This window comes from Bacteroides sp. HF-162 (assembly GCF_015679285.1).
Classification (GTDB): Bacteria; Bacteroidota; Bacteroidia; order Bacteroidales; family Bacteroidaceae; genus Bacteroides; species Bacteroides uniformis.
Window position 1 is genome coordinate 3,394,665 of sequence record NZ_CP064937.1, and the last position, 25,188, is coordinate 3,419,852.

Genomic DNA, 25,188 nt, shown 5'->3' on the forward strand with positions numbered 1-25,188 from the left:
TGTTAATAGATAAACTCAATGATATGTTCCTTTCCATCATCCGGCAACCTCAGCAGGCAGGTCCCCTGCTTCTTGTCGGGACACCAGGCAGTTATCGTAAACTCTGTCTCCCGATTTTCTTCCAGCTTTCCGACATTCGTTTTCTTGATTTTCTGACCGTCCAGCAAAGCTGTTTTCGGCATCTGTTCCGTATAGATGCAGAACATCAGGTTTCGTTGGCCGGGTAAGCTATATTTCTCACCAGTCCGTGTACCTACTTTCAGCGTATAGCCTTTGTCGGTAGTCTGGCAAGTAATAGGAGTGCGCATGAACTCTCCACGCAAATATCCTAAATCAGTTCCTGCATCTTCATAAAGCGAGAAGGTAGTTTCACTGCCCGCTGCAGCAGGAAATATCTCAAACGTAACCGGATAGACCGGTTTCTCATCCGTATAGTTCATGACCGGCATTTGAGGTATGATACTTCCCTGCTTTACAAACATAGGAATAGTATTGAGGGGAGCATCCACCGTCATCCATTGCTCACCGCTATATGCTGTGTGTTTGTTGTTGTAGTCAATCCAAGTTCCTTCAGGAAGATACACATTCTTGTTTCGCGCTCCTTTCTTTACCACCGGAGCAACCAGCAGTTCGCTGCCAAACATGAACTGGGCATCCGTAGAGAACGTTTCCATATCTGCCGGATATTCCAGAAACATCGGTCGCATGAGAGGCAACCCCGTTTCGTGTGCTTCGCGGGCATACGTATAGATATAAGGCAAAAGACGATACTTCAATTCGATGGCTGCCTTGGCATTCTTCTCGGCCTCTTCGCCGAACAGCCACGGCTCCACAGCCACGTTGCCCTCATGATGAATGCGGCTCAGGGGATTGAAAGCGCCCATCTGTATCCACCGCGTATAAAGTTCAGCCATCGCAGGATAATCCTCTATATCTCCGCAATAACCGGTAATGTCACAAGTAGTAAAAGGAATAATTCCCAAACCGGCAGACAACAGTACCGGAATCTGATTGGCCATCTGTCCCCAACCCTGCGTCACGTCATCACCGTTTCCACAGTCACCGGTCCAGCCGAAAGTATAGCGTTGCAAGCCCGCAAAAGCGGCACGTGTCATCTGAAATACGCGACGGTTAGGATTCCGTTTTTCAAACTGCTCCTTCACCACCTTATCCCACGTAAGACCATAAACATTGTGAATCTCATCATGCATGCCCAAATGGTGTTTCATCACCAGGCGTTCCGTCTGCTCCTCATTGCTCCAGGCAGGTTCACCCATATCAGTCCAGAAACCGGCAATGCCATCATCAATGGGCTTCTGCTGATAAGCTCCCCACCAGTCTGCCACAGCAGGAAGGGTGAAGTCCACTACGCCACAATTACCGCCCCAGGGCCAGGGCATGTCATAACTCCTGCCGTTGGTGGAGTCCTTTACCAGATACCCTAACCTATCAGCTTCCTCCCATTGCCGCTTATTGGCTTGTGAAATGACCGGATCTTGCGAAACCACCACCTTGAAGCCCATATCCTTGAGGTCTGCAAGCATCTTTTTCGGATTCTCGTAGTTCCCTTTCCGCCACTCAAAATCCTGCAAATACTGTGTCCAGCCTATGTCCTGGTAAATAACATCACAAGGAATTCCACGCTTACGATAGCCTTCAGCTATTTCATAAGACAATTTCTCGCTCGTCAGCAGTCCCCGGCATTGTGCAAAGCCCAATGCCCATTTAGGAGGCATTATGGGTTTTCCCGTCAGGTCGACATATTGCTTCATGATTTCCTTATAATCCTTCCCGAAGATGAAATAATAAATCATCTCTCCCCCAGGAGCCTCGAAACTGTAGTAATCGCGGCTTTCCGTACCAAACTTAAATTCGGTTTTATACGTATTGTCCAGGAAAATACCATAACGATAACTGCTCATAAAGAACGGAATACTCTTGTAGAGCGGGTCCTCAACGGCACTATAACAAGGCTTGTCACTGTTCCACATCTTGTAGGCTTCGCCGCGACGGTCCAGCTTGCCGGTCTTTTCTCCCAAACCGAAGAAGTGTTCGTCACGACGGAGGGTCTTGTATTCCAGTTTGCGCTGTCCGTCACTGATATGCCCCTTATCGGCATAGTCACTGAACAGCAGTTTCTGATACTTGTCGAATATCTGTAAGTTAAACGGAGACTTGTTTACCCGGATACGGAGTTTAGGGGTAAAAATCTCGTAGCAGGCATTCTGCTCGTCCACATGGACGGTACCGACATCCTCCAAGTCCTCATTGACGACGGCAAAGGAAGGATTACTCCGCTGGAAACTACCGTCGGGAGAAAACCATATACGTACCGTAGACTGGCTACACAGACGTAATTGTATGGCAGAACTGTCATTTAAATAGAAGGTCACACTGCGGTCGTCACTGGTATAGGAAGTGCAGTCTCCGGTGCGGTTCTGTGCATTCGCATATACTGAAAATGCACAGACGGCAAAAAATAAAAATATATATTTCTTCATTACTATAATCTGTTTGTTCCTTTATTGGATATTCTTATTCCATCACAAGCATGCTCCAGTACTTCAGCAAGGGCAAGGTAAAGGTAACCGTGCCGTCTTTCTGTTCGAATGCCAGTTCCTGCGAAGCACCGGCATGGAAATCGGGCGATGCAACCCATATCTTGTTCACTTTACCGGAAACATTCATCTTCAACGGCACGTCGGACACCAGACGCGGTTCGGGCATTGTTCCGTTCAGATCCCTCCAGCTTAAGTTATCCGCATTGAGGAAGTTGAGCAGATGAATGACTTGCCTGCCATTTACATTCTTGGCATATACAGTGATGGCAGACTTCTGCGGCGGCCATGCATTCAGAGAAAGATTCCGCGCAGCATCCGTACAGTTCAGAGAAACGGAAATCTCCGCCTCCGTATCTTTATCACGAAGCAGGTTCTGATAAGCCGTCATAAAGTCATAATAACGAATCATGGCTATTTTCAGTACATCGTTCATCTGCAAAGCCGTGCTTGGAAAGTACTCGCGGCATAGCATGTGGTCACCCAATTCCAAATGAGAGCCTCCCAAAGCAAATATCACAGCATCCGTCAGCAGCACACCCGGTGTATTGAACTCACCGGTACTGCTACCTGCCTTGTCATAGTTCATATATGCGGCAAACACCGTTTTCAAGGCATGGTTGCCATACTGATCGTTCGCTTTGATAATGGTGTGCAGATCCTTGAAGCCTGCCTCATCGCCCCATACTTCATTATAAAGGAAATCCACTTTACCCGTAGCAGCTATCTGGGAAGCTCCATAGCTGGAGACGGCATTCATCACCAAACGCTTGTCCGGATGCTTCTGTTTCATGGCTTCGATGAACGAGGCATATCCCTTAGGCAGATTTACCTTATTGCCATCATAGTCATAGCGGTCACCCCGGTTTCCCAGTTGGTCTATCTGATAACCGTCAAAGTCCAGATTGGCATAAACATCATCGTTTCTCTGGGCAATATATGCCTGCCATTCCGTATTGGCGGGATTGAGTAGGAAGATATTACTTTTCCAACTGGAGGGCAAGTCATGCGAATCCTTATCCATGCGTCCCGTGTTCTTGAATATGTACCATTCTTCCTTTACTCCGTCGGAAACGGCATCGTCCAAAGCTCCGAAACATAGATTGTAGAACATGGACTTCATGCCCAGGCTGTGTTGTGTAGAGATATACTTCTTCACTACCTCGGTATAGACCTCCCGGTTGGCAATGTCCTTATAGACCTCGTCCAGATGCTCACGCGTACCGCCCAACGGCCAATGATGCTTGTTGTGCCAATCCTGAAACTGTACCCCGTTAATGTGGCAACGGTTCAGGAAAGCCATCTCCTTCTCTATCACTCCATCCACCTTTTTCGAAGCATCAAAAGTGGCAACGAAACCATAACGTGGAAAACGTGTCCAGTCACTGGATACATCTACGGCAATAGTACCAAGAATAACCTCTGTTCCATTCTCTTTTGTACGGTATACATCCACCAGATAACCGGTATAATCGGTTGCCGGAGCAGTCCAAGTCCAAGTAGTACCGACAGCAGCCTGCTCCGATACAACCTTGTCCATTGTCCGGTAGCGGATTTTAGCTCCGGCAGGAAGGGCGTCAGCTGTAAAAGAAACACTCTCGCCCGGCCGGTAACATGCCTTGTCGGTAGTGAGATTGACCGTCAAGTCCGAGGTGACTGGGGTTACTTCCGTAACCCCTCCACTCTCTCCGCCTCCACCGGTACCGCTACCGGTATCATCACTCTCCTTGCTGCATGCAACCAGCAGCAAGGCTACCATTGTTGCATAAACTATCTTCTTCATCTATTGTAGATACCTATTGTTTCACGATTGAAATTGTCTCTTCCAGCTGATTCAAAGTAATCAGATAGGAACCTGCTGTCGTAATCTTCCACTTCTGGTCGATGCCGCCTACCATCACGTCCAGATATTGCGCTTTGAACGCTTCGTCTGATTTATCAAGGAAAAGCATCGGTTCTGTTTCTCCTGCAGGCTGTTTGTCTGCTACAGCCGGCATGAACCAGGCTCCATTCCAATCTTCCTGCTTATCACAAGTAAATTTCAACTCACCGGCATTCAGCGTACCTTTCCAAGTAAACACATACGGATTATCCGTTGTCTGCATCGGCGTAGCATCACCAATCGTCCAACCGGCCGGAGTAGCATCACCTACCATATAAATCATCTCATACGGAGTAAATTCGCTCATCATCATGCGTTCCTTACCACTACGGATATCCATGCAAATCTTGTAGGCCTTGCCGCATTCCCCATCTTTCAGCACCCATTTATTGTCCGGGTCGAACCCTTTCACAAACACCACTTCTGTATCGGTATAAGCAGCATCGGCATTCTTGGCCTTATACATGTTCTCCCAACTTCCATCGGAGGTTCCGAACTTGAATTCCCCTCCTTTGCCCACTTCAAAGAACTTGCCGAAGCGGAACAAGTATGGATCGAGCACATCTTGTTTCATCTTCACGAATCCCCAATCCGTAGCGTTACCCACAAAATAAAGCTGGTCGTAGGCAGGTGCCAACGTCTCTGTCTGGGTCAATGTAAGAACACCGGTAAACAGATTGGCTTCGACGATGTAATTATGGTCTTCTTCGACAACAAAAGGTTCATCCGGCTGGTCATCACTGCTACGAAGAACCAGCAATCCATCTGTTCCTTTGTTGTAAGAGGGCAGGAATGAGCCTAAGGTCGTGATGAACTTAAATTCACCGGCCACAAGCCGGCCCGTCCATGTAAAGATACCATTGTCCTTGCGGGTCATCTCTGTCGCATCATCGGCACTCCAGCCGCCCGGAGTGGCACTACCTATCAGATAAAGGGTGGATGTGAGCGGTTTATAGGCTGTAACACTGAAAGCAGTGGTAGACACCTGTTTTTCGTCCCGTTCCGTTACAGTAGCTGTCAAGCGCGCTTCCAACGAAATGTTCTCCCCGGCAGTTGCCCCAAAATGGTTGCGCAGGATGTCATTCAATTCCTCTACGCTCTTTTTCCATGAGTATTCTTGTACGGCATTCTCCACAGCTACATAAGAATCTGCAAAATCACTGCCGGTCTTGGCCAATTCCAGCGTATAGGAAATTTTATTACCCGTCCCATAATTGATTCCCGTAGTCCAGGAAAGCTCCAGGGCATCATCGGCATGTGCCTGCTCATTCAAAACAACTTCCGTCTTGCTGGCCGTCAGTACAAGTTCATTCTGTCCTTTATCCAATTCCATGTAATCATCATCTACACAAGCAGATAAGGCTGCACAGCCCAGTAAGGCAAATACAAGGTGTGAAATATATTTCTTCATATTCTTCTGATTAAATTAATTAATAACCCGGGTTCTGCACCATTAAGGTATTAGCATCCATCTCCGTCTGCGGAATAGGGAACAGCAAGCGGTTCTTGTTCACGTTGCTCTTTCCAATGGACTGCAGGAATTTAATGGCATACTCTCCATTGTTGACACGAATCATGTCGAACCAGCGATGCCCTTCGAAAGCTAGTTCCATGCGGCGCTCATGGATAATCTTTTCACGCATGGTTTCCTGTGACAAGCCCGAAACCTCCGGCAGTCCGGCACGCTTACGTACAATATTCAAAGGCACGGCAGCCTGGTCAGAGCGTCCCATTTCATTCAAAGCTTCGGCCTTCTTCAGCAGGACGTCCGCATAACGATAAATCACGAAGTTGGCAGGATTGGTATTGTATTCCGGAGAAACCGTTTTCGACACCAGGAACTTGCGTACATTGTATCCCGTATTGGAATAAGAGCTTTTGTAAGCCTTACCGTCAAAATCCGGACATCCGGCATAAAGCACGGTCAAATCCTTACGTTTGTCACCGCTCTCATATTGACCCACAAATTCTTCTGTAGGCTGGTTCCAGCCATAACTGCCGGCAACAAAGTCCGAATTACGGGGACCCATGAAAGTAGAAAGCCAGGAAGACTGCGGATTGTTTCCCCAAAAATCATATTCCGTATTGCCCGAATACTGGACCTCGAACAAAGATTCCGGCCCGTTATTGACCAATGCATCGAAATTGTCCTCATACTTGCAGGAAGAAAGGTCATACCCCAAATTTGTTATCTCATCACACAAATCAGACACCTCTTGATAATATTCCGTATGATTAGGAGCCAGCGTCAGATAAATATCTGCCAACATGGCCAAAGCTGCATCTTTGCAGGCACGTCCCACGTTCTCGTCGTCGTAAGAAGACTTGGCAGGAAGCAGGTCAACCGCATTCTTACAATCGGAAATTATCTGGGCATAAGTCTCTTCGACTGTAGCGCGTGCAATGTCTGTCGGTTCTCCCGGATTATAAGGAGCCAAACGCAGTGGAACACCACCGTACAGACGTACCAATACATAGTAATAATGTGCACGGAGAAAATAAGCCTCTCCCAGACAGCGGTTCTTGATTCTCTCTGACACGACTTCAGCCTCCAGAAGACTATTCAACACAATGTTGCATTGTCCTATCCCCACCCAGGGAGAACGCCACATGTACAATGCCATGCCATTGTCGCTCTGCGTTATGAAGTTAGAAGCTTGTATCGTTTCAAGGCCGTCGGTACCGCCACCGGCACCCACCAAACTGTTACCCGCCACAATATCCAGTGTCCAGATACGCTGGTTGTACATATTGGAAGACTGAAGGGTGCGATAGCAGGCATTGGTCAGAGCAATGGCCACATCATCGGTCACCGTCGTTTCCGGGTCAACCGTATTTTTAGGAGACTTGTCCAGAAAGTCGCTGCAGGAAGCCAGCAGCAATACTGCCAGCATATATAGTAAATTTGTTATCTTTTTCATATCCGAGTCAATCATTAAAAGTTAAAGTTTAATCCTAAGCTGAACGTACGGGAAATGGGGTAACGGTTCTGGTCTATTCCGTTAATACCCACTTCAGGGTCGAAACCGGAATATCCGGTGATGGTAGCCACATTCTCACAAGATAGGGAAAGGCGTGCATTCTCAATCTGGGCTTTCTGTAACCACTGCTTCGGGAAAGTGTATGAGAGTGTGATATTCTTCAAACGCAGATAAGAACCATTCTCCACAAAGCGGTCTGACACGCGTGTATTCTGATTGGGGTCGCCGAACACGGCACGCGGCATCGAATTGCTGGTCCCCTCTCCTTGCCAACGCTTCAGTACGTCGGTAGTCTGGTTATAGGCGGCTGCCATACCGGTATTGTCGATATTGTTGGCATTGTATATCTTATTTCCGGCTATACCTTGTAAGAAAACAGAAAGTTCGAAACCCTTATAGGAAAGGCTATTGTTCATAGAGAACAGCCAACTTGGGTTCGGGTTACCGATGACGGTACGGTCACTATCATTGATGACACCATCGTTGTTCAAATCCCTGAAACGGATATCACCCGGCTCAGCTCCCGGCTGCACGGCATGTGTATTCACTTCAGACTGGTTCTGGAAGATTCCGTCCGTAACATAGCCGTAGAAGACATTAATGGGATAGTCCTTTGCCAGCATCGTTACATAGGAGTTATTGATTTGGTTAATGTAATAAGGAACGTCGCTGTTCAAATCCTTAATTTTATTCTTGTTGTAAGTGGCGGTCACGTTCGTTTCCCATCCCAGTTCACCGGTAAGATTGATGGTATGCAGACTCATTTCAATACCTTGATTACGTACTTTTCCGGCATTGGTATACGTGGTTGTAGTATCTTCAAATCCCGATGTGATGGGGATAGACGCCTTTACCAGCATGTCTCTCGTCTCCTTCAGATAAGCATCGAACGAGAACATAACGCGTGAATTGAACAGTGAGGCATCAAAACCGATGTTGGTTTGTGCCACCTCTTCCCAATGGATATACGGGTTGGCGAGAGTAGAAGAAACCAGCGCTGTCTGATTGCCGCTCGAAATGCCGAAAGGATATACACTGGTATTGTAGGATGCCAGATAGCTGTAGTTTCCAACACTTGCCTGGCTACCGGTCACACCGTATCCCGCACGCACTTTCAGGTCATTGATATAGTCGTTTTTTGGAAACCACTTTTCCTGAGAGGCACGCCATGCCACAGATACGGAAGGGAAAGTACCCCAGCGATGTTTCTTACCGAAACGGCTGGAACCGTCACGACGAATGGTTGCAGTCAGCAAATAGCGGTCTTCGTAAGAGTAGTTGACACGTGCCATGTAAGAGAGCAATGCCCACTCTGTCTCGTTTCCACCGATGGCATACATTTTCTCGCCATTATCCATTTCGTGCACATTGTCGAACATAAACACATTCTTCTGCGCATTCAGGTAGTCGTTGGTGTTCCATTGGGCAGACATACCGGCCATCAATCCCACACGATGTTTTTCTGCAAAAGTATGGTCGAATAGGAAATAGTTGTCCCACAAATAAGTGAACGACTTGTTATCGCTCTTATAACGTGAAGTCTCCTCTGTGGGAGTGGGTTTCCAGTTATACTTGGGGGTAAAGTTGTCTATGAACCAGAATTTGGCATCATAGCCGAAAGTACTTTTAAACTTAAGCCATTTGGTAAAAGTAAGTTCTGCCGTCAAGTTGGCCAGGAAGTTATATCCATCAGTCTGACTCTTGTTCAGTTCCGTCGGTCCAATGGGGTTGCGCGTGCTGCCATACCATTCCGAGTTACCATCAGGGCCACTCCAACTGCCATCTTCATTCTTCACCGGATAAATGGGGAGCGCTTTCAGCGCATCACCTATATTATAGCTGCCCGACTTCTTCGTATCGGCACTGAACGTAATGTTATTGGAGAACTTCAACCATTTCAAGACTTGCGCATCACTGTTGGACTGGAATGTGAAGCGACGGTAATTCACACTCTTCACGATACCGGACTGATCCAGAAAACCACCGGACACATAATAATGGGATTTCTCGTTACCGCCGGAATAACTTACCGTATAGTTCTGCATCACACCCGTACGGAGCAATTCATCCATCCAGTCGGTACCTGCACCCAATTCAGAAGGATTGGCCCATTCCGGATTAGGATTGCGTCCACTGTTCACCATCATGTCATTACTCAACTCGGCATACTGCGCCGCGTTCAATAAAGAAGGTACGTTCGTAGCATTTTGGAAAGAGTAATTGGCAGATACAGCAAGTTTTCCTTTTCCTTCCGTACCGCGTTTGGTGGTAATCATCACAACTCCATTAGCTCCCCGGGAACCGTAGATGGCTGTGGCCGAAGCATCCTTCAATACATCCAAACGTTCCACATCGGCCATATTTAAGGAAGACAAGCCCAAGTCGGTAGGCACTCCGTCAATCACGACCAGCGGGTCGCAGTTGTTGATAGAACCCAAACCACGAATCTTGATGGATACATTGTCTCCCGGTTTACCGGCATCTACAATCTGCACACCTGAGATTTTTCCCTGGATGGCTTGTCCCAAATTGGATACGGGGGAATCCTTGATATCCTTGTTACCGATGGAGGACACTGCTCCTGTAAGGTCGCTTTTCTTCATGGTGCCATACCCTATCACCACCACTTCATCCAGCATTTCGGCATCTTCAGACAAAACTACCTGAAGCTGTTTCTGTCCCTTCACCTGCACCTCTTGAGTCTTATAGCCTACAAATGAAACGACAAGAGTACCGTTCGAAGACATGTTCAAAGAGAAATCACCGTCAATACCGGTTATTGTCCCATTTGTGGTTCCTTTTTCCATTACACTGGCGCCAATAACCGTTTCACCGGTCTGGTCTTTCACTATACCTTGTACTGTAATTTGCTGTGCGAACATGCACATCGGAAGTAACATTCCTATCAGACAAACCATCATCCGTAGCCTGCTGATTGGCATTTTGTACTTTTGCATAATATAAGAATTTAAAGTTAATAATAAAAACATAAATCACATGTGTCACTCTTTCCGAAGAGGAACAATGCAAATGTATCAGATAAGAGAAACCAATAGTGGAGGAAAGAGTAAAAAAGTAGTGGTTTACATCATTCAAAAAGGCTTAAACCGCTATATACCAATAATATATAAAATTATTACCCAACTAAAAAAGTAGTGAAAATATAAGCGTAAAAGAGACACTTCCAAGCTTCAAAACCCCTATTCTCAGTTCTTCGACTTGCCAATTGTCATCACTTCCTGTTCCAACAAGTCGCGGTCACCGGCAGCCTTGTTGCGAACCTTCGTACGATAGTTATAAATGGTGGTAACAGAATACCGAAGGAACTGGGCTATCTTCACGCTGTCAGTAATGCCCAAACGTATCAATGCAAAGATGCGCAACTCTGTATTCATCCGTTCGCCGGCTTTCAAGGATATTTGCTCATCATCGGCAAGCAGGGCATTGAAGTCTTCTACAAAAGTAGGAAACAGCTGCAGGAAGGTATTATCAAAGTTGGTATAGAATTCCTTTAATTCCCCCTCTATGAATTTAGAAGACTTGATGTTCTTGTAGAGTTCCTCCACATTTCCGGTAGCGGCAATCTTTCCCAGCGACCGGCGGTAATTGTCCATCTTTTCCAAATAGACCGAGCACTGGTCCATATAACGGCCGATATACTCCTCCTTCAGATAGGAATTTTCGGCAATGCTGTGGTTGGCCTCCTTGAGTTGTGCATTGGAAAGGTGAAGCTCATCATTCAGCTCCTTCAACCGTTTGTTGGTGTCAATCACTTCCCTACGGGCGGCAGCCACTTTCTTCATCTGCTTGTATACATAAAATATGGCAAGTAACAGAAAAAGTGAAAGCAGGCTGATAGATACCAGTGCCCATTTCATCTGCTCCTGCTGCTTCTCCGTCTTTTGCTGGTAAGCATCATTAATGATGGGAAAGATTTCCAGAATCTCCAGCTTGCGCAACCGGGCATTGCAGGCGGCTGCATCTTCCATACATATCTTTACATAAGAATAGGCACGCTCGATGTCTCCTTCCTGGTAAAGCAGTACGGCGAGCTTGCGTAAAGAGATATATTCACGGACAGCGGTTTTCATATCCGCCATAGCAGAAACAATCAGGTATTCCTTTTCCTTCTCTTTGTCCCCTTTCAGCCGGTAAGACTCTGATAAAGTATAGGCACAAATCGCAACGTCGTGTTCATAGTCCTTCTGCAGCGCCAGATAATCCGTCAGCAAACGGATGGCCTTGTCATATTCATTGCGTACATTATACTGGTCGGACTGAATCAAGGTATGTATCAGAAGATTATCTTTATTGACCAACAGCAACGAATCACGATATTTGTCCGTAAGCTCCGTATAAAGCTTCTTTTCATATGCCGTCACGGCATAATCGGCCATAAGGCCATAGACCGTACGGTAGATATGGTAATAATATGGATGGATATCCACCGACAATCGGTCTATATGGATATTCCGCATCAAATCCATAACTTCCTTATACATACCGGTCATTCCCAAAACATCTGCTTTATTCATGCGGGCATTGTCTATGTATTCCCGGTTTCCAAGACGTATGGCTATCTGTTCCCTTTCCTCGGCCATGTGCAATGCAGAATCCGTATTGAACGAACGGTACTCATCCAGCAATGTGCCAAGAATGGCAAAACGTTCTTCATCCGGTATCTGCCGATGCAACTGTCTTTTCAATTCCGCCAGTTTCAGCTCCTTCTGCTCCATATATATGGGACGCTCCTTTATCGCCTGGTCCAGTTTCAGCAGCAAAGAATCCGCCCGGCTGCTGTCTGCAGCATGAAGGCGGCACATACAGATGGTGCAAAGACACAAGAATATGATTATATTTTTCATCCGGCTTTCCGATTAGTTAAAGGCAATACTTTTTGAGAATCCTCATGCAAAAGTAATTAAAATACCATAAAAACCTATTCTACTATCATTAAAAGCTCGAAAGCAGAGTGATAAAAAGGCATACTGCAAGCAAAAGAATCAAAATATTGAATTACCTTTACGGAAAATCCAAAGAAAGACCATATCATAAATATCATCCGAGCATCATGGATATACACACATTTATTGCCAATTATCAAGAAGCTTTCGGCCAACATGCCGAACTCCCCATCGCCTTTTGGTATTCAGACCGAATGGAGGCATCTACAGAGAAAGTAACCGGTTGTCTCTTCAAATGCATGAAACAAGTCAGAGACGGCAAAACCGTCAGTCTCAGCAACGAAACAATCACCTGCGGAGGAGGCAAGTTCTATACCGGATTTACAGAAATGCCCGAGCGCGTCCCGGGTTTTGTCTCCTTGAAAGAGAAATACAAGAAGACTCCCGAAATGGTGGTAGATTTTGTCAATGAGCTACAGATTCCCAGAACTGACAAAGCCTATCTGCATTTTGCCCGCATAGACAAGATACCTTCCTTTGACGAGGTGGAAGGCGTGCTGTTCCTGCCCACACCCGATATTCTATCCGGACTGGCAACATGGGCTTCTTTTGACAACAATGCATTGGATGCCGTGGCAGCCCCATTCGGCTCCGGCTGTTGCTCCGTCATTACTCAAACCATCATTGAAAACCGGAAACAAGGGAAACGCACTTTCCTGGGATTCTTCGACCCCTCCGTCCGCCCATACTTCGAAGCGGACTTATTGAGCTTCACTATCCCCATGTCCCGGTTCAAGGAGATGTATCACACCATGCGTGAAAGCTGTCTGTTCGATACACATGCCTGGGGAAAAATCAAGGAAAGGATACAGCTTTCCCAATCAAGAGACGTACATATCCTCCCCTCTCCCATCTCCTTCCCCATCCTTCCGGACATTTATCTGCAGGAAATCAGAATGGAAGATGCCGCAGCCATCTACTATGCCATCGACACACACCGAGATTACTTAAGAACATGGCTGCCATTTGTGGATAATATGCGCACAACAGCTGATGAAGAAGCTTTTTTACGTCAGGTACTATCTGCTCCTGCCGAACGAAATGAACCTATATTCGGTATTTGGAACCAGCAGCATGAAATCTGCGGACTGATAGGTTTCCATTTCTCCGATTTCGACAACCACCGTACAGAACTCGGCTATTGGCTACTGCCGGAATACCAGCACCGGGGCATCATTACTGAAAGTGTCCGCAAGCTGTGTCTGTGGGCCGTACAAGAAAAAAAGATAAAGCGGATACAAATTCGCTGTGCCGTGGGTAATGCAGCCAGTAACGCGATACCGGTTCGCCTCGGTTTCATCCATGAGGGAACAGAACGTTGCGGAGAACTGCTGGCTTCTGGAGAATATACAGATATACATATATACAGCATCTTGAAAGAAGAAGTGCTAGCCAACCTCAAACAATAAAATATCAAATATATATCAACTATTGAAATTATACATGGAACAACAACCTCATCTCAATGACCACAACAAGCAGGAGTACCCTCCTATGCATACAGTCGAAATGAACACACCCTTAATTAATCAACTATAATACAGAGCGTTAAATCATATACTAAAAAATCATAATTACGCATTTATCTTACGCACTTGTTTTACGCAACTCGCTTAGAAAATATAAGCCAATAAAGGAAATAAGGTCAGTATTACCAACACCTATTAGGAAGTTAATATTCACAAATATACAATATACTATAAAAGTGAATGCCTGCAAATTACGATTTCACACATAGCTTCTATAAACAACTAATAATCAAAAATCTGCATACATTCTTAATATTCATTTATACTCTTAATGAATATTGGATTGAAACAATCAAATTTCATTTTGGAAGCCTATATAAATCTCATTTTTGGTACATAGTTTATCATACAATAGAAATGAACTTATACTGTATTAGTACATTTATTTCAACTATCAATACTTATCCAATTTAACACAAAACAGCCCAAGCATATTTAAATAAAATGGGGCTTTAAAACATTGTACTCAAAAAATAAATATTCTTTTGCAAATTCCAATTAGTTTTAGTTCCTTTGTATAATATAACTCTAACATTAAACAAAATGGAAAAACGAACAGAAGGAGCATGGCTGATACACCACACCAAAAAACTATTTGATGTAAGGGATACTCAAGACTTTGAAGATATTGAACTAGCTGGTAAATGTGGAATTTTTCTATCTAACTTAGCTGCAGACGAAAATACCGATTTAAATAAAGATAAGGTCGATGCCATAGCAAAAGCTTCAAGTATAAAAAAAACAGAGATAGAAACGATTAAAAACAAACTTGTAGAGGCACATTTAATTGATGTTGTAAAAAATGGAGGTATTTCAGTATTAGGCATAACAACTTCTACGGTTTTATCACATACAGCTAATATATTTGATTCTTCAAATTCAAATAATTATCAAAAGGCTGCTTTAGAGTTATCTGAAAGGATATCAGATTTGCCCAAACCTGAGAAAGAATTAAAAGAATACATATCAGATGAATATAAACTGACTTCTAGAGATACAGTTGATTTATTTTCTCAATGTGAAGAAATAGGTTTTATTGATTACGAGAATCTAGATAATGACTCTAAATTTTATTTCAATGGTAACCTATTTAGAAAAGAAAATATTCAAAAAACAAATGCTATATTGAATTCGTTAAACTCTGATGACAGTAGGAAAATTCTTGAGATGAATGAACTTTTGTCAAAAAAAGGTTGTATCACATTCGAAAAAGCTAAAGCTATTTTAGGAGAAGTACTACTAACTAAACTTCAATCAATAGGTATGTACGATTTCAATGAAGTGAGTAATTCACATGAAACCAAAACTTTTGTAACGAAACCATCCGCATTTTCTAAATACGGCAATCCTTTTGAAGAGGATGCATTAGATTTAGCTAAAGCGTTCGTTTCATCATTATACTATGGAATGAACTTTAGTTCTTCAGGAAGAGGCAGAATTACCATGCTTAATGCTTTAATGAGAAAATTAGTGAATGGTTTTGAAGTTGGTCCAGCTACAGCCATTGGGGAAGATTATAGATTGCTAGAACTGAAAAGGGTCATTCAGCTTCGTGATGCTGGAAATAATCGCTATTTCATGAAATTACTGAAAAAAGATGTAGGCCAATTGGCTCTACAAGTCTTAGAATTTGGTGATGCAACGGAACAGTCAATCCAAAATTCAATAGTTTATACTGGTAGTGTCACTAATTATAAAGGTCCAGAGCAAAAGCGATTCATTAGTAGGAAAAGGCAAACAAGCCAATCCAAAAAATCAGTAGCAGAATTATTACGAACTTTTAGAAATTAGACTATGGAAACTCAGCAGACGCTTTTTAAAGGTGAATTAATGGAAGAGTTATTGAGATATTATTTTCTAGAAATGGGCTATTTTGTGGCTAGAGGAGTGAAATTTCAATACCAAAATATGGATGTAACTGATATCGACTTATTTTTATATGGAAGACCATCAAGTTTAACACGAGAAAGAATCAATGTTGATATTAAAAATAAAAAAACGCCACAAGCGTTTGAACGAATTGTATGGGCTAATGGTCTAATGCGAATTCTAAATCTTGATTCTTGTATAGTTGCTACAACAGATTCAAAGCCGATAATTACTTCTTTTGCTCAATCAATGCACACTATGGTTTTGGATGGTAAGTTTTTGAACAAAATTAAATCTATCACCAATGAAAATGAGCGTATCTCTGAAGAAGATTTATTAAATGAACTTTCAAAATATAAAAGTTACAAAACCTACAATAATAAGAGTTGGAAATATATCTATGAATTTTCAAAATCAAGACTTCTTACAGAATTAGACTACTCAGGGTTTAACTCCTCTATAATGGACTTAAATTACTTTATTACTAAATATATTGCTGACGAACAAAAAAGAGCAATTTCATTAAGAATGGTCTATGTAATACTAGCACATACTCTTATTATAATGGATTTTATTTTAAAAGACATCGCCTTTTTAGAACAAAAAGATAGAGAATCAAAACTTTCTATTGGATTAAAGTATGGAAATTTAGGAAAAGAAGGAATTGATAAAATAATATCTATGGCAATGCATATCTCGGGAGTGACTTCAGCTAATACTATCATGAAGTCATTAGATAGTATCCCTGTAGATATTCTTAAAGACTTTTTTTCAAAAAATGAGAATGCAAAAAAAGCATTTGGTTGGGCTAAAGAACTCAGCATATTAGCATTCTCTTCCACATTAATATATCCAAATGAAATCGAGTCTTCCTTAAAAGGCGTATTATCTGTCATTTTAGATTTTCTATCCATTGACAGAAAGACTTTTTTCGAAACTAAATAAATTTTATAAAAAACAATCTACTATTTCCTCCATTTTACATAGAAAGGAACATTAAAAAAATTATGTTCCAAAATATCGAATACAGAAACAACGACAACCCTAGCATATAAACATCTATATAAGCTAGGGTTTAAATTTCCTCTTCCACTGGAGTATCAGGTAAAAAGTCCCGAGGAGAACAACCAAAGACTTTAGCAAGTATATTCAAATGGTTTAGATTATATTTTGCCCTCCGTTTAGGATTCTCAATATCAGCAATAAAACTTGCAGACATATTCATGTAATCTGCCAATTCCATCTGCGACCATTTTCTTTCCATTCGCATAGCCTTCACTTTCTGTATTACAAATTCTTCTATTTTAGTCATATACCAATTATTTAAATTGGTAAAGGAAAGATTATTGCAGAAATATTTTGAGCGTACATGTACGTGTATTATCTTTGCAGTCTCAATTATACAAGAAGTGTTTAACTAAAAAAAAGAAAAATGAAAAAGAAAACCATTTTTTTATTGACCATTTTATTAATGGCAATTTTCGTAACAAGCTGTTCAAGCGATGATGATAATGAAAAAACAGAATTCACATCAACACTAACAGTAAATGGAAGTGCTGTCAAGATTACAAATCTCGAAGGTAAAGCAATAGCGAATAGTATGTTTGAATTTTGGGTAAATGATGCAATATCCGATTTTTATATTCAAGGTAACATTGACTATCGTGAAGAGCTAACAACGGGGAAAGATGTAACCAAGGGTTGCAAAATGTCAATTGCTTTAGTAAAACTTGAAGAATGGTATTCCTCTGAAAAAGAGTATATTTCTGGTACTGTTACAATTGAAAAATGGGATTTGGAAAATTTCAGAGTTACACTTGTATTTAAGGATTATAAATGCAAATCGGGTTCAAAGAGTATTGTTTTAAACGGTAGTGTTACCTTTCCAACATCCATAAATATTTAATCAATAGAATAAACAACTTTAAATTGAGTAGTTACATACAAGTATAACTGTTAAATACGGCTTCATTATTCCTATGAATAAAATTGCACTTGCACTTATTTCATTAATATTACCATTCTCTTTAGTCTACACATCACCACGAAAAAAGGTAGGTATCGTTTTAAGTGGTGGTGGAGCTAAAGGGGTTGCGCATATTGGAGTAATAAAGGCTCTTGAAGAATTAAATATACCTATTGATTATATTGCAGGAACAAGCATCGGAGCTATTATTGGCGGATTATATTCTATAGGTTATACATCCGAACAATTAGAAATAATAGTGAAACAAACAAACTGGATAGACTTACTTACCGATAAAGTTTCACGCAAAGAAATTCCTTTTCCGTTTAAATCTGATGACAGTAAATACTTTATGTCATTTCCTATCAACAATAGTGGAAAGAATGGAGGTATAATAAAAGGGAAGAACATATCACAGTTATTACATCAACTTACAGAAGGCTATCAAAATGTAACTAATTTCGATAGCCTTCCAATTCCTTTTGCATGTATTGCCACAGATATGGTAAGAAATCAAAAAGAGGTCATTCGCTTTGGCAAACTTTCAGAGGCAATGCGTGCAAGTATGGCTGTTCCCATTGTTTTTTCACCGATATATTCAGGACAAAAAGTTTTAATTGACGGAGGATTTAAAGACAATCTACCAATTGATGTTGTCAAAGCTATGGGAGCAGATATTATTATTGGCATTGATGTACAATCTGAATTATCAGATTCGGACAACTTACATTCTATTGCAGGGATAGCCAATCAGCTTATGTTAATGATTTGTCAATCATCGCTTGATGAAAGTACTAAGGATATAGATGCTTATATAAAAGTTGATGTAGAAAACTATAATGCTGCAAGTTTTACAAAAGCCGCAATAGACACTCTCATTATAAGAGGAGAAAATGCCGCAAAAGCCAATTACAACACATTATTATCAATCAAGAATAGGGTAGGCATAGTAAATAATGAAAAAAACAATAAAGCCAAATTACCCTTGTTTTATCCGCAATATGCTCCAAGCAATGATAATCAACTAAGAATTGGACTAAGATTTGATAGCGAGGATATTGCAGCAGTGATTCTTAATATCAATTTGAATAAACAAAAATTCGGGAAAGCCGAAATAGTGGCGAGAGGAGGAAAGCAATCTTTCCTCAGAACCCAATATCATCTTCCTATATCAAAACCACAATGGATAACACTTTCAAATCAAATTGGTTACAATGATATATTTTTATACAGTCATGGACACAAAATATCTAACCCAACCTTTATACGGAATACTAGCAGTCTAATTTACTCTATTATACCTTCTATAAATCTTCAAATGGAAGTTGGAGCTTCATTAGATTATCATCGGTATTATAGGACATTGGTAAGTGAAGATGCAACACTAATGAAACGAAAGAATTTATTTCTTAATTATCATACAAAATTGAAATATGAAACTTTAGACAAAAGATATTTTCCTACTAAAGGTTTGAAAACTAATATTTTTTATACAATATATACCAATTTGCATACTAACACTGCATACTCATCACTTGCTACCCAAATCACCAAGATATTTCCAATCACACTAAATACATTTATTATACCGACAATATACGGAAGATTTATTTTTAATGATGGCATTCCGTTTATGTACAGCAATGTTATCGGTGGAGAAGGATATAATCCACATTACGAGCAACAAATACCTTTTTCAGGGCTAACTCATACAGAATCCACCCTGAAATTATTGGGAAATGCACAAATCCAAGTAAGACATAAATTTCATGAAAAGCAATACCTTACCTTATCAGGAAATTATGCCATCCATCAAAATCAGTTTTCCAACTTCCTTCAAGGCAAAAAAATATATGGAACAAGTATTGGATATGGTTACGATAGTCCATTGGGACCTATAGAGGGATTTATATGCTACTCCAATAGGACTAACAAACTGGGATTTTATCTTAATATCGGATTTGGATTTTAAAAAATACAGATTTAAAAACTGAGCATATCATACGTTTCTAACAATTCTTTTGAGCGTAACCCCAAATACTTACGTGTAGTCATTACATCAGCGTGATTAAACAATTCCGACAGTTTGATAAGAGCAAATTCCGAGTTTTCCCCAGCAGCCTCAACGACTTTCCTGCCAAATGTTTTTCGCATACTATGGGTACTAAAATGTTCAATTTTCAAATTATATTTTGATTTTATTGACTTGAATAACACGTTTATTCTTTGTGTACTATACACCATTTTTTTGCGACTGATAAAACATTTTTCATTTTTATCTGTTATATTCAAAGCCATATAACAGTCTGCAATATGCTTTTGAAAATTTGAATTGATTTTTATTTCCCGTCTTTTACCCGTTTTCTTTTCTATAATAACGAACCTTTCATCATCCAGCAACATAGACCATGTAAGAGTAAGAATATCCGATATGCGTAGCCCAAAGAAACTGCCACAACCAATAAGTAAAGACAGACGGTATTCTTTGTCACGATACAATTTTCTAACTAATGAAAGCATTGTGTCCCATTCAATATAATCACTTGTTACATAACTGTTTTTTAAGCTCATAATATTCTCTTTTAATTGAAATTTATAGTTTTTGAATATACTGCAAACCGACTCATTATTAAAACACTGATAATCAATCTATATTCAAAAGTTATAGAAGTGAATATCAAAAAATGGCTATCAAGTTTTCCCATCTGAAGGAACGCCAAACACATTTTTCCAAATCAAAATAAGCCGTTGTTGCAAAATCTTCTCTGCTCTGTCCCTACCCACAAACCTTATCTTTTATAAAATCGGGATTGCTAATACCAAATGCAACACGAACTCCACCATCACTTTTCAAATAAGCAAATTTGACGATTGTGCTACGTTTTAATTACAGTACAAATATATGACATATACTTAATATCTGCAATTTATTTACGCTAGAAATAGTTAAATACATGACATTTATTCATTTTATGCCATGTAATTCTTATTTTTGCAATAAAAATATTGTAATTATGACTGAAAAAGAGAAAAAAGAACGAACAGTAATACATCTCTATATAAGAGAGAATGATACTCACCACTATTTTGGCAGTATCGCTAACGTATTTGAATACTTTTCTGCTGAGGAAATTGGAATAACCTACGGTTCGCTAAGAAATTATGGACTTTCCAATGAAAATTCATATCAAAATGCAAAATCTATAATCAGGAAAGGAATACTTTTATCAAAATCAGGAAATCGTGGTAAAAAATAGATAGCAAACAGTGTGCCACCTAACATTCGGATATATATCCAGTCACTTATATTTCATATAAAACATTGTATTACAACAAATTGATACCATATCACAAAAATCAGATGATAATAAGACACTTTATACCATACTTGTACTTTTTGAGGACTTTTCAGACTAAATTTCTTATTAAAAGTTAGTAATATACATTAGAAAGTCGTATATTTGCATAAAGAAGTTACGAAAAGAGTGTAATTTATTGGAAATGAGCGTAGGTTAATTGCTCTTGATAGTAATAGGTTACGATTTAGTTAGTTATCTACTGCATTATCCTTCTGCGCGTTGCGTAACCTTCAAAGAACTCTTCGTATGCAAAAGTAGCTATTTAATTCGAGATTTTGATATAAACTCCCGTTTTTTATCCCCTCATTCATAAGAATTTTCCGTAAAAGCGGTATTGTCCGTCGGCACACCATTGCCCAAAACGAGTTTGGAACAAACGTGTGCCGACTACCGCATAGCTGGAGAAAAGGGCATTGCCTCACGCCTAAACGATGTTTAGACAGATGAAGCAATGCCCCTTTCTTTTGCGCCTATGCCAGCTTCCTGCATAGAAATTTCAACTGTGAAACGACTGCCTTTCCCTTTCTTGCTGTCTAAACGGATTGTTCCGCCAAGCATCGACACAATATTACGCATTATGGCAAGCCCAAGCCCGAAACCCTCCTTTGCGGCGGCATTTGATAGACGTTCAAACGCACCGAACGCTTGTTTCTGTTCCTCTTCTGTCATGCCTGTACCTGTATCTTCAACGACCAGTGTCAGAACTCCATTATCATATTCAGTAATCAAAGAAACACCGCCTTCTTCTGTGAACTTGACAGCGTTTGACAGCAGGTTATTCCCGATTTGTATTATTCGCTCTTTGTCGGTCAATACAATGGCATCGTGTCCAGTCTTCACGGACAAGGACAGCCCTTTGTTCACGGCAACAGGCATGAACTCCGTTTCAAGTGTGTGCGTGATTGCTGAAATCCGGCAGGGTGACAGACGGGGCTGTTCCTTGCCGTTGTCCAGGCGGAAGAAGTCAAGCAAAGTGTTAAGCATATCCCGCATACGGTCGGAGGATTGCAGTATGTTTTGGATATACTGCCCGGACTTATCCTCACACTGTTCTTTCCGTATCAGTCCGGCATAGCCTGTTATTGCTGTCAGCGGTGTGCGCAGTTCATGGGTGATAGTATGTACCGCCTTCTTCCTTGACGTTATCAGTGCCTCGTTCCGTTGTACGGATTGTTCCAGTTGCCTTATCAAATCAGTTGTCTTGTGCTTGTATTGTTTAATGCTTTTTGCATCACGATGTATGATGATGTAGGAAATTAACAACAATAGAAGAACGAATCCCATTAAACCGCCTACTTGCATAAATGACTTTTCACGCATGGCAACTATTTCGTTTTCCCGGCTTTGCAGTTCGGTTTGTACCTTTTCTTCTATTTGGCAAATCAATTCTTGCAGTTGTCTGTTAAGTTCTGCATTACGAGCTGCAAGGCTGTCGGCTTGTTCCGACAATTGGCGATCCTGCACTTTCTGTTCGCTGATTACGTTTCTATTGACCGAATGAAGGATAGTGGTTGATACTGCTGGAGTTACTTCCTTTTTTTTGCCGAATATGCCTAAGAAACCTTTTCGTTTTGGCTTTTTGGACTGTTCCTGCACACTTTTCTGTACAATAACCGGAATTTGATTGGCTATCTTCTTGTTAATAGATTGTTGTTCATCCATTAACCGGACTATCTGGAACATCTGTCGTTCCTTATCCTCTAAAAGACTGCGCACACTATCGATGCGCTCTGCTGGATAGGTGGCCTTGAAACGGCAGAGCATACTGTCCATTGCCATACGCCGTGCATGGTAATGCTCGATATCTTTATCGTTCCATTCCAGTATTGTTTCACCCAATAGAGAAAATTTTATCATTTGAATATTGATATTGTTTATTTCTTTTCGGAGCTCGTCTATTTTTTTATTGCCAAGTTCTAATGCTTCTATCTCCTGCCATTCATAGAGGCTATTATATGCCATACATCCGATAAGAATGGAGATAAGTATATATCCCAACCGTATTGCCTTATAGAAATTTCCTGACCGCTCCATTATTTTAATGACATTGATTTTTGGAACATGAATAAAAGTTTATCTTTTTCGTTCATGCGGATATTATCAGAATAACCGTCTTTTGTTATTTGATACCCACATGGCTTAACCATAAAAATGCCTAAGCCCTTAGTGTACGAACTTACTTCTGAGGCATAGTCTTTACTTGTATTTAATGGAACTTTCCCTTTAATATGACACCACTCATTATTACAACTGATGTCTTCAATCTCAGACATCAGTTTTTGCAAATCTGTAATAGCTTTGGAACTCGCTACTTGGGGTATCTGCAACTCAAAACAGAGCATCGGTTCGAGAATGTCCACACCTGACTGTTGCAAAGCCAGCCTGAAGACATAAGGGGTCAGCTGTCTGAAATCAGCAGGTGTACTTACCGGGCTATAATACTCGGCTTGAGTAAAAGTTACTTTCAGATCTGTCACTTCCCATCCATGTAAACCAGATTGGCAAGACATACGAATCCCTTCAAAAACGGCATTTTGAAAAGAATGGTTCAGATAACCATAGGAGATGTCACTTTCGATTTGCAACCCTGCCCCTAACGGTAAGGGTTCAAGAGTCAGCCCTATTGTGGCCCAGTAAGGGTTGGGTGGTACTTCGATCTGAATAATCTTATTGACCTTTTTTATAGGTCGTTCTTTGTAGATAGTCTTGATCTCATCAAAATGGACCTTTACGGAAAATCGTTCTTCCAGCAATGTCTGTATGATTTCCTTTTGGGTCAAACCATATAACGAGATTTCCAATTCATCACTATATGAGTTTATGGAAAAGGACAAAGACGGGTCTTCAATCCACAATGTATTCAGAGCGGATATCACCTTGCTTCTCTCTTCGGGCTTATTTGGCCGGACGGAGGATTTGAGAGCGGGATGCTGATGAGATAATCCTTGAATCAAACAAGGTTTAGCACCTAAATAATCTCCGATTCGAAAATCTTCTATATCTTCTACAATCGCGATATCATTGGCACCCACTTCATCAACATTTATCTCTCTGCCCTGATAAATAGTCTTTAGATTTTTAATCTTGATGAATTTTTCCGAATCGTTGATTCTTACAACGTCTCGAAGTCTCAGACTTCCGTCAATTATTTTAAGAAAACTTCTTTTATGCCCTTTGGGGTCATGCTCTATCTTATAGAGATAAGCTGAAAGTCTGTTTGAGACTGATGCCGGAGGAAGTATAAAAGAAGAAATGGCGTCCAACAACTCATTGATACCGATATTGAACATTGCTGATCCATGTAGCACCGGATAGACTTTGGCTTTTGCCACAAGAGCGATTATCGTATTCCAATAATCAGCCGGTGAAATTTCGCTATCCGCCAAATATCGTTCTAATATATCGTCGTCATGGTTGCATACAAATTCTTTGTATTCTTCCTTTATATATGTTTGGGAGCAAACCGGATAAACCGATCCATCGACAACAGTTTGCATAAACAGGACATCTTGCGACAGATTTGTTTTTATATCCATATACAAACGCTCCAAATTCACACCGGCACGGTCAATCTTATTGATAAATATAATTGTCGGGATTTGCAGCTTTTGTAAAGTACTGAACAGCAACTTTGTCTGCGCTTGTATGCCTTCCTTTGCGGATAAGATGAGGACTGCTCCATCAAGCATTTTGAATGTCCGCTCCACTTCCGCAATAAAATCCATGTGTCCCGGAGTGTCAATGATATTGCATTTCACTCCATTCCAGATAATAGATGTCGTAGAAGCCCGGACAGTAATTCCTCTACGTTTCTCTATATCCATAGAGTCCGTTATGGTGTCACCATTATCCACACGGCCGCACTTTTCCGTTGCTCCACTGGCAAACAGCAGATTCTCGGTTACGGAAGTTTTTCCTGCATCAATGTGAGCAAGAATTCCTAAATTTATAATATTCATTTGGATTAAGCAATAATATACTACAGTAGATGCATTGTCGAAACGCACCTTTTAATACCTCCTCGTAGCATATGAGAACTACAGGATTACTAACTCGTATTAATATGTATATTATTACTGC

Annotated in this window: 16 protein-coding genes and 2 pseudogenes; 6 read left to right on the forward strand and 12 right to left on the reverse strand. The window is 41.1% G+C overall.

Going from position 1 to position 25,188, the window contains the following annotated elements; all coding sequences use genetic code 11:
• Positions 1 to 2 precede the first annotated feature (2 nt).
• The 6 genes from ITJ87_RS14245 to ITJ87_RS14270 form a co-directional block, all read right to left on the reverse strand.
• Complete coding sequence (locus tag ITJ87_RS14245; RefSeq protein WP_117964539.1) at positions 3 to 2,501, reverse strand: glycoside hydrolase family 31 protein; 2,499 nt, start codon at positions 2,499 to 2,501, stop codon at positions 3 to 5.
• 34 nt (positions 2,502 to 2,535) lie between these two features.
• Positions 2,536 to 4,341, reverse strand: a complete 1,806-nt coding sequence (locus ITJ87_RS14250; RefSeq protein WP_117964538.1) for a glycoside hydrolase family 66 protein — start codon at positions 4,339 to 4,341, stop codon at positions 2,536 to 2,538.
• A gap of 13 nt (positions 4,342 to 4,354) precedes the next feature.
• Entirely contained in the window at positions 4,355 to 5,851 is a 1,497-nt protein-coding gene (locus ITJ87_RS14255) for a SusF/SusE family outer membrane protein (protein WP_117964537.1), read from the reverse strand.
• A gap of 19 nt (positions 5,852 to 5,870) precedes the next feature.
• The gene (locus ITJ87_RS14260; protein ID WP_158562823.1) at positions 5,871 to 7,361 is read right to left on the reverse strand and encodes a RagB/SusD family nutrient uptake outer membrane protein; all 1,491 of its coding nucleotides are present in this window, start codon (positions 7,359 to 7,361) and stop codon (positions 5,871 to 5,873) included.
• Positions 7,362 to 7,375: 14 nt separating this feature from the next.
• Positions 7,376 to 10,378, reverse strand: a complete 3,003-nt coding sequence (locus tag ITJ87_RS14265; RefSeq protein WP_117964535.1) for a TonB-dependent receptor — start codon at positions 10,376 to 10,378, stop codon at positions 7,376 to 7,378.
• Positions 10,379 to 10,627: 249 nt separating this feature from the next.
• Positions 10,628 to 12,286, reverse strand: a complete 1,659-nt coding sequence (locus tag ITJ87_RS14270) for a DUF6377 domain-containing protein (RefSeq protein ID WP_117749592.1) — start codon at positions 12,284 to 12,286, stop codon at positions 10,628 to 10,630.
• A gap of 206 nt (positions 12,287 to 12,492) precedes the next feature.
• On the opposite strand from ITJ87_RS14270, the gene ITJ87_RS14275 reads away from it, so the two are divergent.
• The 3 genes from ITJ87_RS14275 (at position 12,493) to ITJ87_RS14285 (ending at position 16,728) form a co-directional block, all read left to right on the forward strand.
• Positions 12,493 to 13,794, forward strand: a complete 1,302-nt coding sequence (locus ITJ87_RS14275; RefSeq protein WP_117964615.1) for a GNAT family N-acetyltransferase — start codon at positions 12,493 to 12,495, stop codon at positions 13,792 to 13,794.
• Between the two features lie 663 nt (positions 13,795 to 14,457).
• Positions 14,458 to 15,705, forward strand: coding sequence for a hypothetical protein (locus ITJ87_RS14280; protein WP_225449374.1), 1,248 nt, complete (start codon positions 14,458 to 14,460; stop codon positions 15,703 to 15,705).
• Between the two features lie 3 nt (positions 15,706 to 15,708).
• Positions 15,709 to 16,728 (forward strand): hypothetical protein, encoded by a 1,020-nt coding sequence (locus ITJ87_RS14285; RefSeq protein WP_004312700.1) that lies wholly within the window; start codon positions 15,709 to 15,711, stop codon positions 16,726 to 16,728.
• Between the two features lie 130 nt (positions 16,729 to 16,858).
• Here the strand turns inward: ITJ87_RS14285 and ITJ87_RS14290 are convergent, their stop codons facing one another.
• Entirely contained in the window at positions 16,859 to 17,095 is a 237-nt protein-coding gene (locus ITJ87_RS14290; RefSeq protein ID WP_004312699.1) for a helix-turn-helix domain-containing protein, read from the reverse strand.
• A 120-nt stretch (positions 17,096 to 17,215) separates the two neighbouring features.
• On the opposite strand from ITJ87_RS14290, the gene ITJ87_RS14295 reads away from it, so the two are divergent.
• Both ITJ87_RS14295 and ITJ87_RS14300 read left to right on the forward strand, forming a co-directional pair.
• On the forward strand, positions 17,216 to 17,689 hold the full coding sequence (locus tag ITJ87_RS14295; protein ID WP_117974618.1) for a hypothetical protein: 474 nt from the start codon (positions 17,216 to 17,218) through the stop codon (positions 17,687 to 17,689).
• A 73-nt stretch (positions 17,690 to 17,762) separates the two neighbouring features.
• A complete protein-coding gene (locus ITJ87_RS14300) occupies positions 17,763 to 19,721 on the forward strand; it encodes a patatin-like phospholipase family protein (protein ID WP_117974620.1) in 1,959 nt (652 codons plus the stop codon).
• 11 nt (positions 19,722 to 19,732) lie between these two features.
• Here ITJ87_RS14300 and ITJ87_RS14305 read toward each other — a convergent pair whose 3' ends face one another.
• Positions 19,733 to 20,320 (reverse strand): tyrosine-type recombinase/integrase, encoded by a 588-nt coding sequence (locus tag ITJ87_RS14305; protein ID WP_181980938.1) that lies wholly within the window; start codon positions 20,318 to 20,320, stop codon positions 19,733 to 19,735.
• A gap of 106 nt (positions 20,321 to 20,426) precedes the next feature.
• Positions 20,427 to 20,504 (reverse strand): annotated as a pseudogene (locus tag ITJ87_RS18910) (SH3 beta-barrel fold-containing protein); the annotation flags it as partial.
• A 259-nt stretch (positions 20,505 to 20,763) separates the two neighbouring features.
• On the opposite strand from ITJ87_RS18910, the gene ITJ87_RS14315 reads away from it, so the two are divergent.
• Entirely contained in the window at positions 20,764 to 21,006 is a 243-nt protein-coding gene (locus ITJ87_RS14315; protein ID WP_117974624.1) for a hypothetical protein, read from the forward strand.
• 332 nt (positions 21,007 to 21,338) lie between these two features.
• Here ITJ87_RS14315 and ITJ87_RS19015 read toward each other — a convergent pair whose 3' ends face one another.
• The 3 genes and pseudogenes from ITJ87_RS19015 to tet(Q) all read right to left on the reverse strand — a co-directional run bounded on the left by ITJ87_RS19015 (position 21,339) and on the right by tet(Q) (position 25,067).
• Positions 21,339 to 21,551, reverse strand: coding sequence for a hypothetical protein (locus ITJ87_RS19015; RefSeq protein WP_007567577.1), 213 nt, complete (start codon positions 21,549 to 21,551; stop codon positions 21,339 to 21,341).
• 34 nt (positions 21,552 to 21,585) lie between these two features.
• Positions 21,586 to 23,142, reverse strand: a pseudogene (locus tag ITJ87_RS14320) (sensor histidine kinase); the annotation flags it as partial.
• Positions 23,142 to 25,067 carry a tetracycline resistance ribosomal protection protein Tet(Q) gene (gene tet(Q), locus ITJ87_RS14325; protein ID WP_004291466.1) on the reverse strand — a complete coding sequence of 642 codons (1,926 nt, stop codon included), beginning with the start codon at positions 25,065 to 25,067 and terminating at the stop codon, positions 23,142 to 23,144. The pseudogene ITJ87_RS14320 and the gene tet(Q), both read right to left, overlap by 1 nt.
• Between the last annotated feature and the right edge of the window lie 121 nt (positions 25,068 to 25,188).

Excerpts from the sequence above, each read along its gene's own strand:
- ITJ87_RS14245 (WP_117964539.1), bottom strand. The coding sequence starts at position 2,501 with ATGAAGAAATATATATTTTTATTTTTTGCCGTCTGTGCATTTTCAGTA.
- ITJ87_RS14250 (WP_117964538.1), bottom strand. The coding sequence starts at position 4,341 with ATGAAGAAGATAGTTTATGCAACAATGGTAGCCTTGCTGCTGGTTGCA.
- ITJ87_RS14255 (WP_117964537.1), bottom strand. The coding sequence starts at position 5,851 with ATGAAGAAATATATTTCACACCTTGTATTTGCCTTACTGGGCTGTGCA.
- ITJ87_RS14260 (WP_158562823.1), bottom strand. The coding sequence starts at position 7,361 with ATGAAAAAGATAACAAATTTACTATATATGCTGGCAGTATTGCTGCTG.
- ITJ87_RS14265 (WP_117964535.1), bottom strand. The coding sequence starts at position 10,378 with ATGCAAAAGTACAAAATGCCAATCAGCAGGCTACGGATGATGGTTTGT.
- ITJ87_RS14270 (WP_117749592.1), bottom strand. The coding sequence starts at position 12,286 with ATGAAAAATATAATCATATTCTTGTGTCTTTGCACCATCTGTATGTGC.
- ITJ87_RS14275 (WP_117964615.1), top strand. The coding sequence starts at position 12,493 with ATGGATATACACACATTTATTGCCAATTATCAAGAAGCTTTCGGCCAA.
- ITJ87_RS14280 (WP_225449374.1), top strand. The coding sequence starts at position 14,458 with ATGGAAAAACGAACAGAAGGAGCATGGCTGATACACCACACCAAAAAA.
- ITJ87_RS14285 (WP_004312700.1), top strand. The coding sequence starts at position 15,709 with ATGGAAACTCAGCAGACGCTTTTTAAAGGTGAATTAATGGAAGAGTTA.
- ITJ87_RS14290 (WP_004312699.1), bottom strand. The coding sequence starts at position 17,095 with ATGACTAAAATAGAAGAATTTGTAATACAGAAAGTGAAGGCTATGCGA.
- ITJ87_RS14295 (WP_117974618.1), top strand. The coding sequence starts at position 17,216 with ATGAAAAAGAAAACCATTTTTTTATTGACCATTTTATTAATGGCAATT.
- ITJ87_RS14300 (WP_117974620.1), top strand. The coding sequence starts at position 17,763 with ATGAATAAAATTGCACTTGCACTTATTTCATTAATATTACCATTCTCT.
- ITJ87_RS14305 (WP_181980938.1), bottom strand. The coding sequence starts at position 20,320 with ATGAGCTTAAAAAACAGTTATGTAACAAGTGATTATATTGAATGGGAC.
- ITJ87_RS14315 (WP_117974624.1), top strand. The coding sequence starts at position 20,764 with ATGACTGAAAAAGAGAAAAAAGAACGAACAGTAATACATCTCTATATA.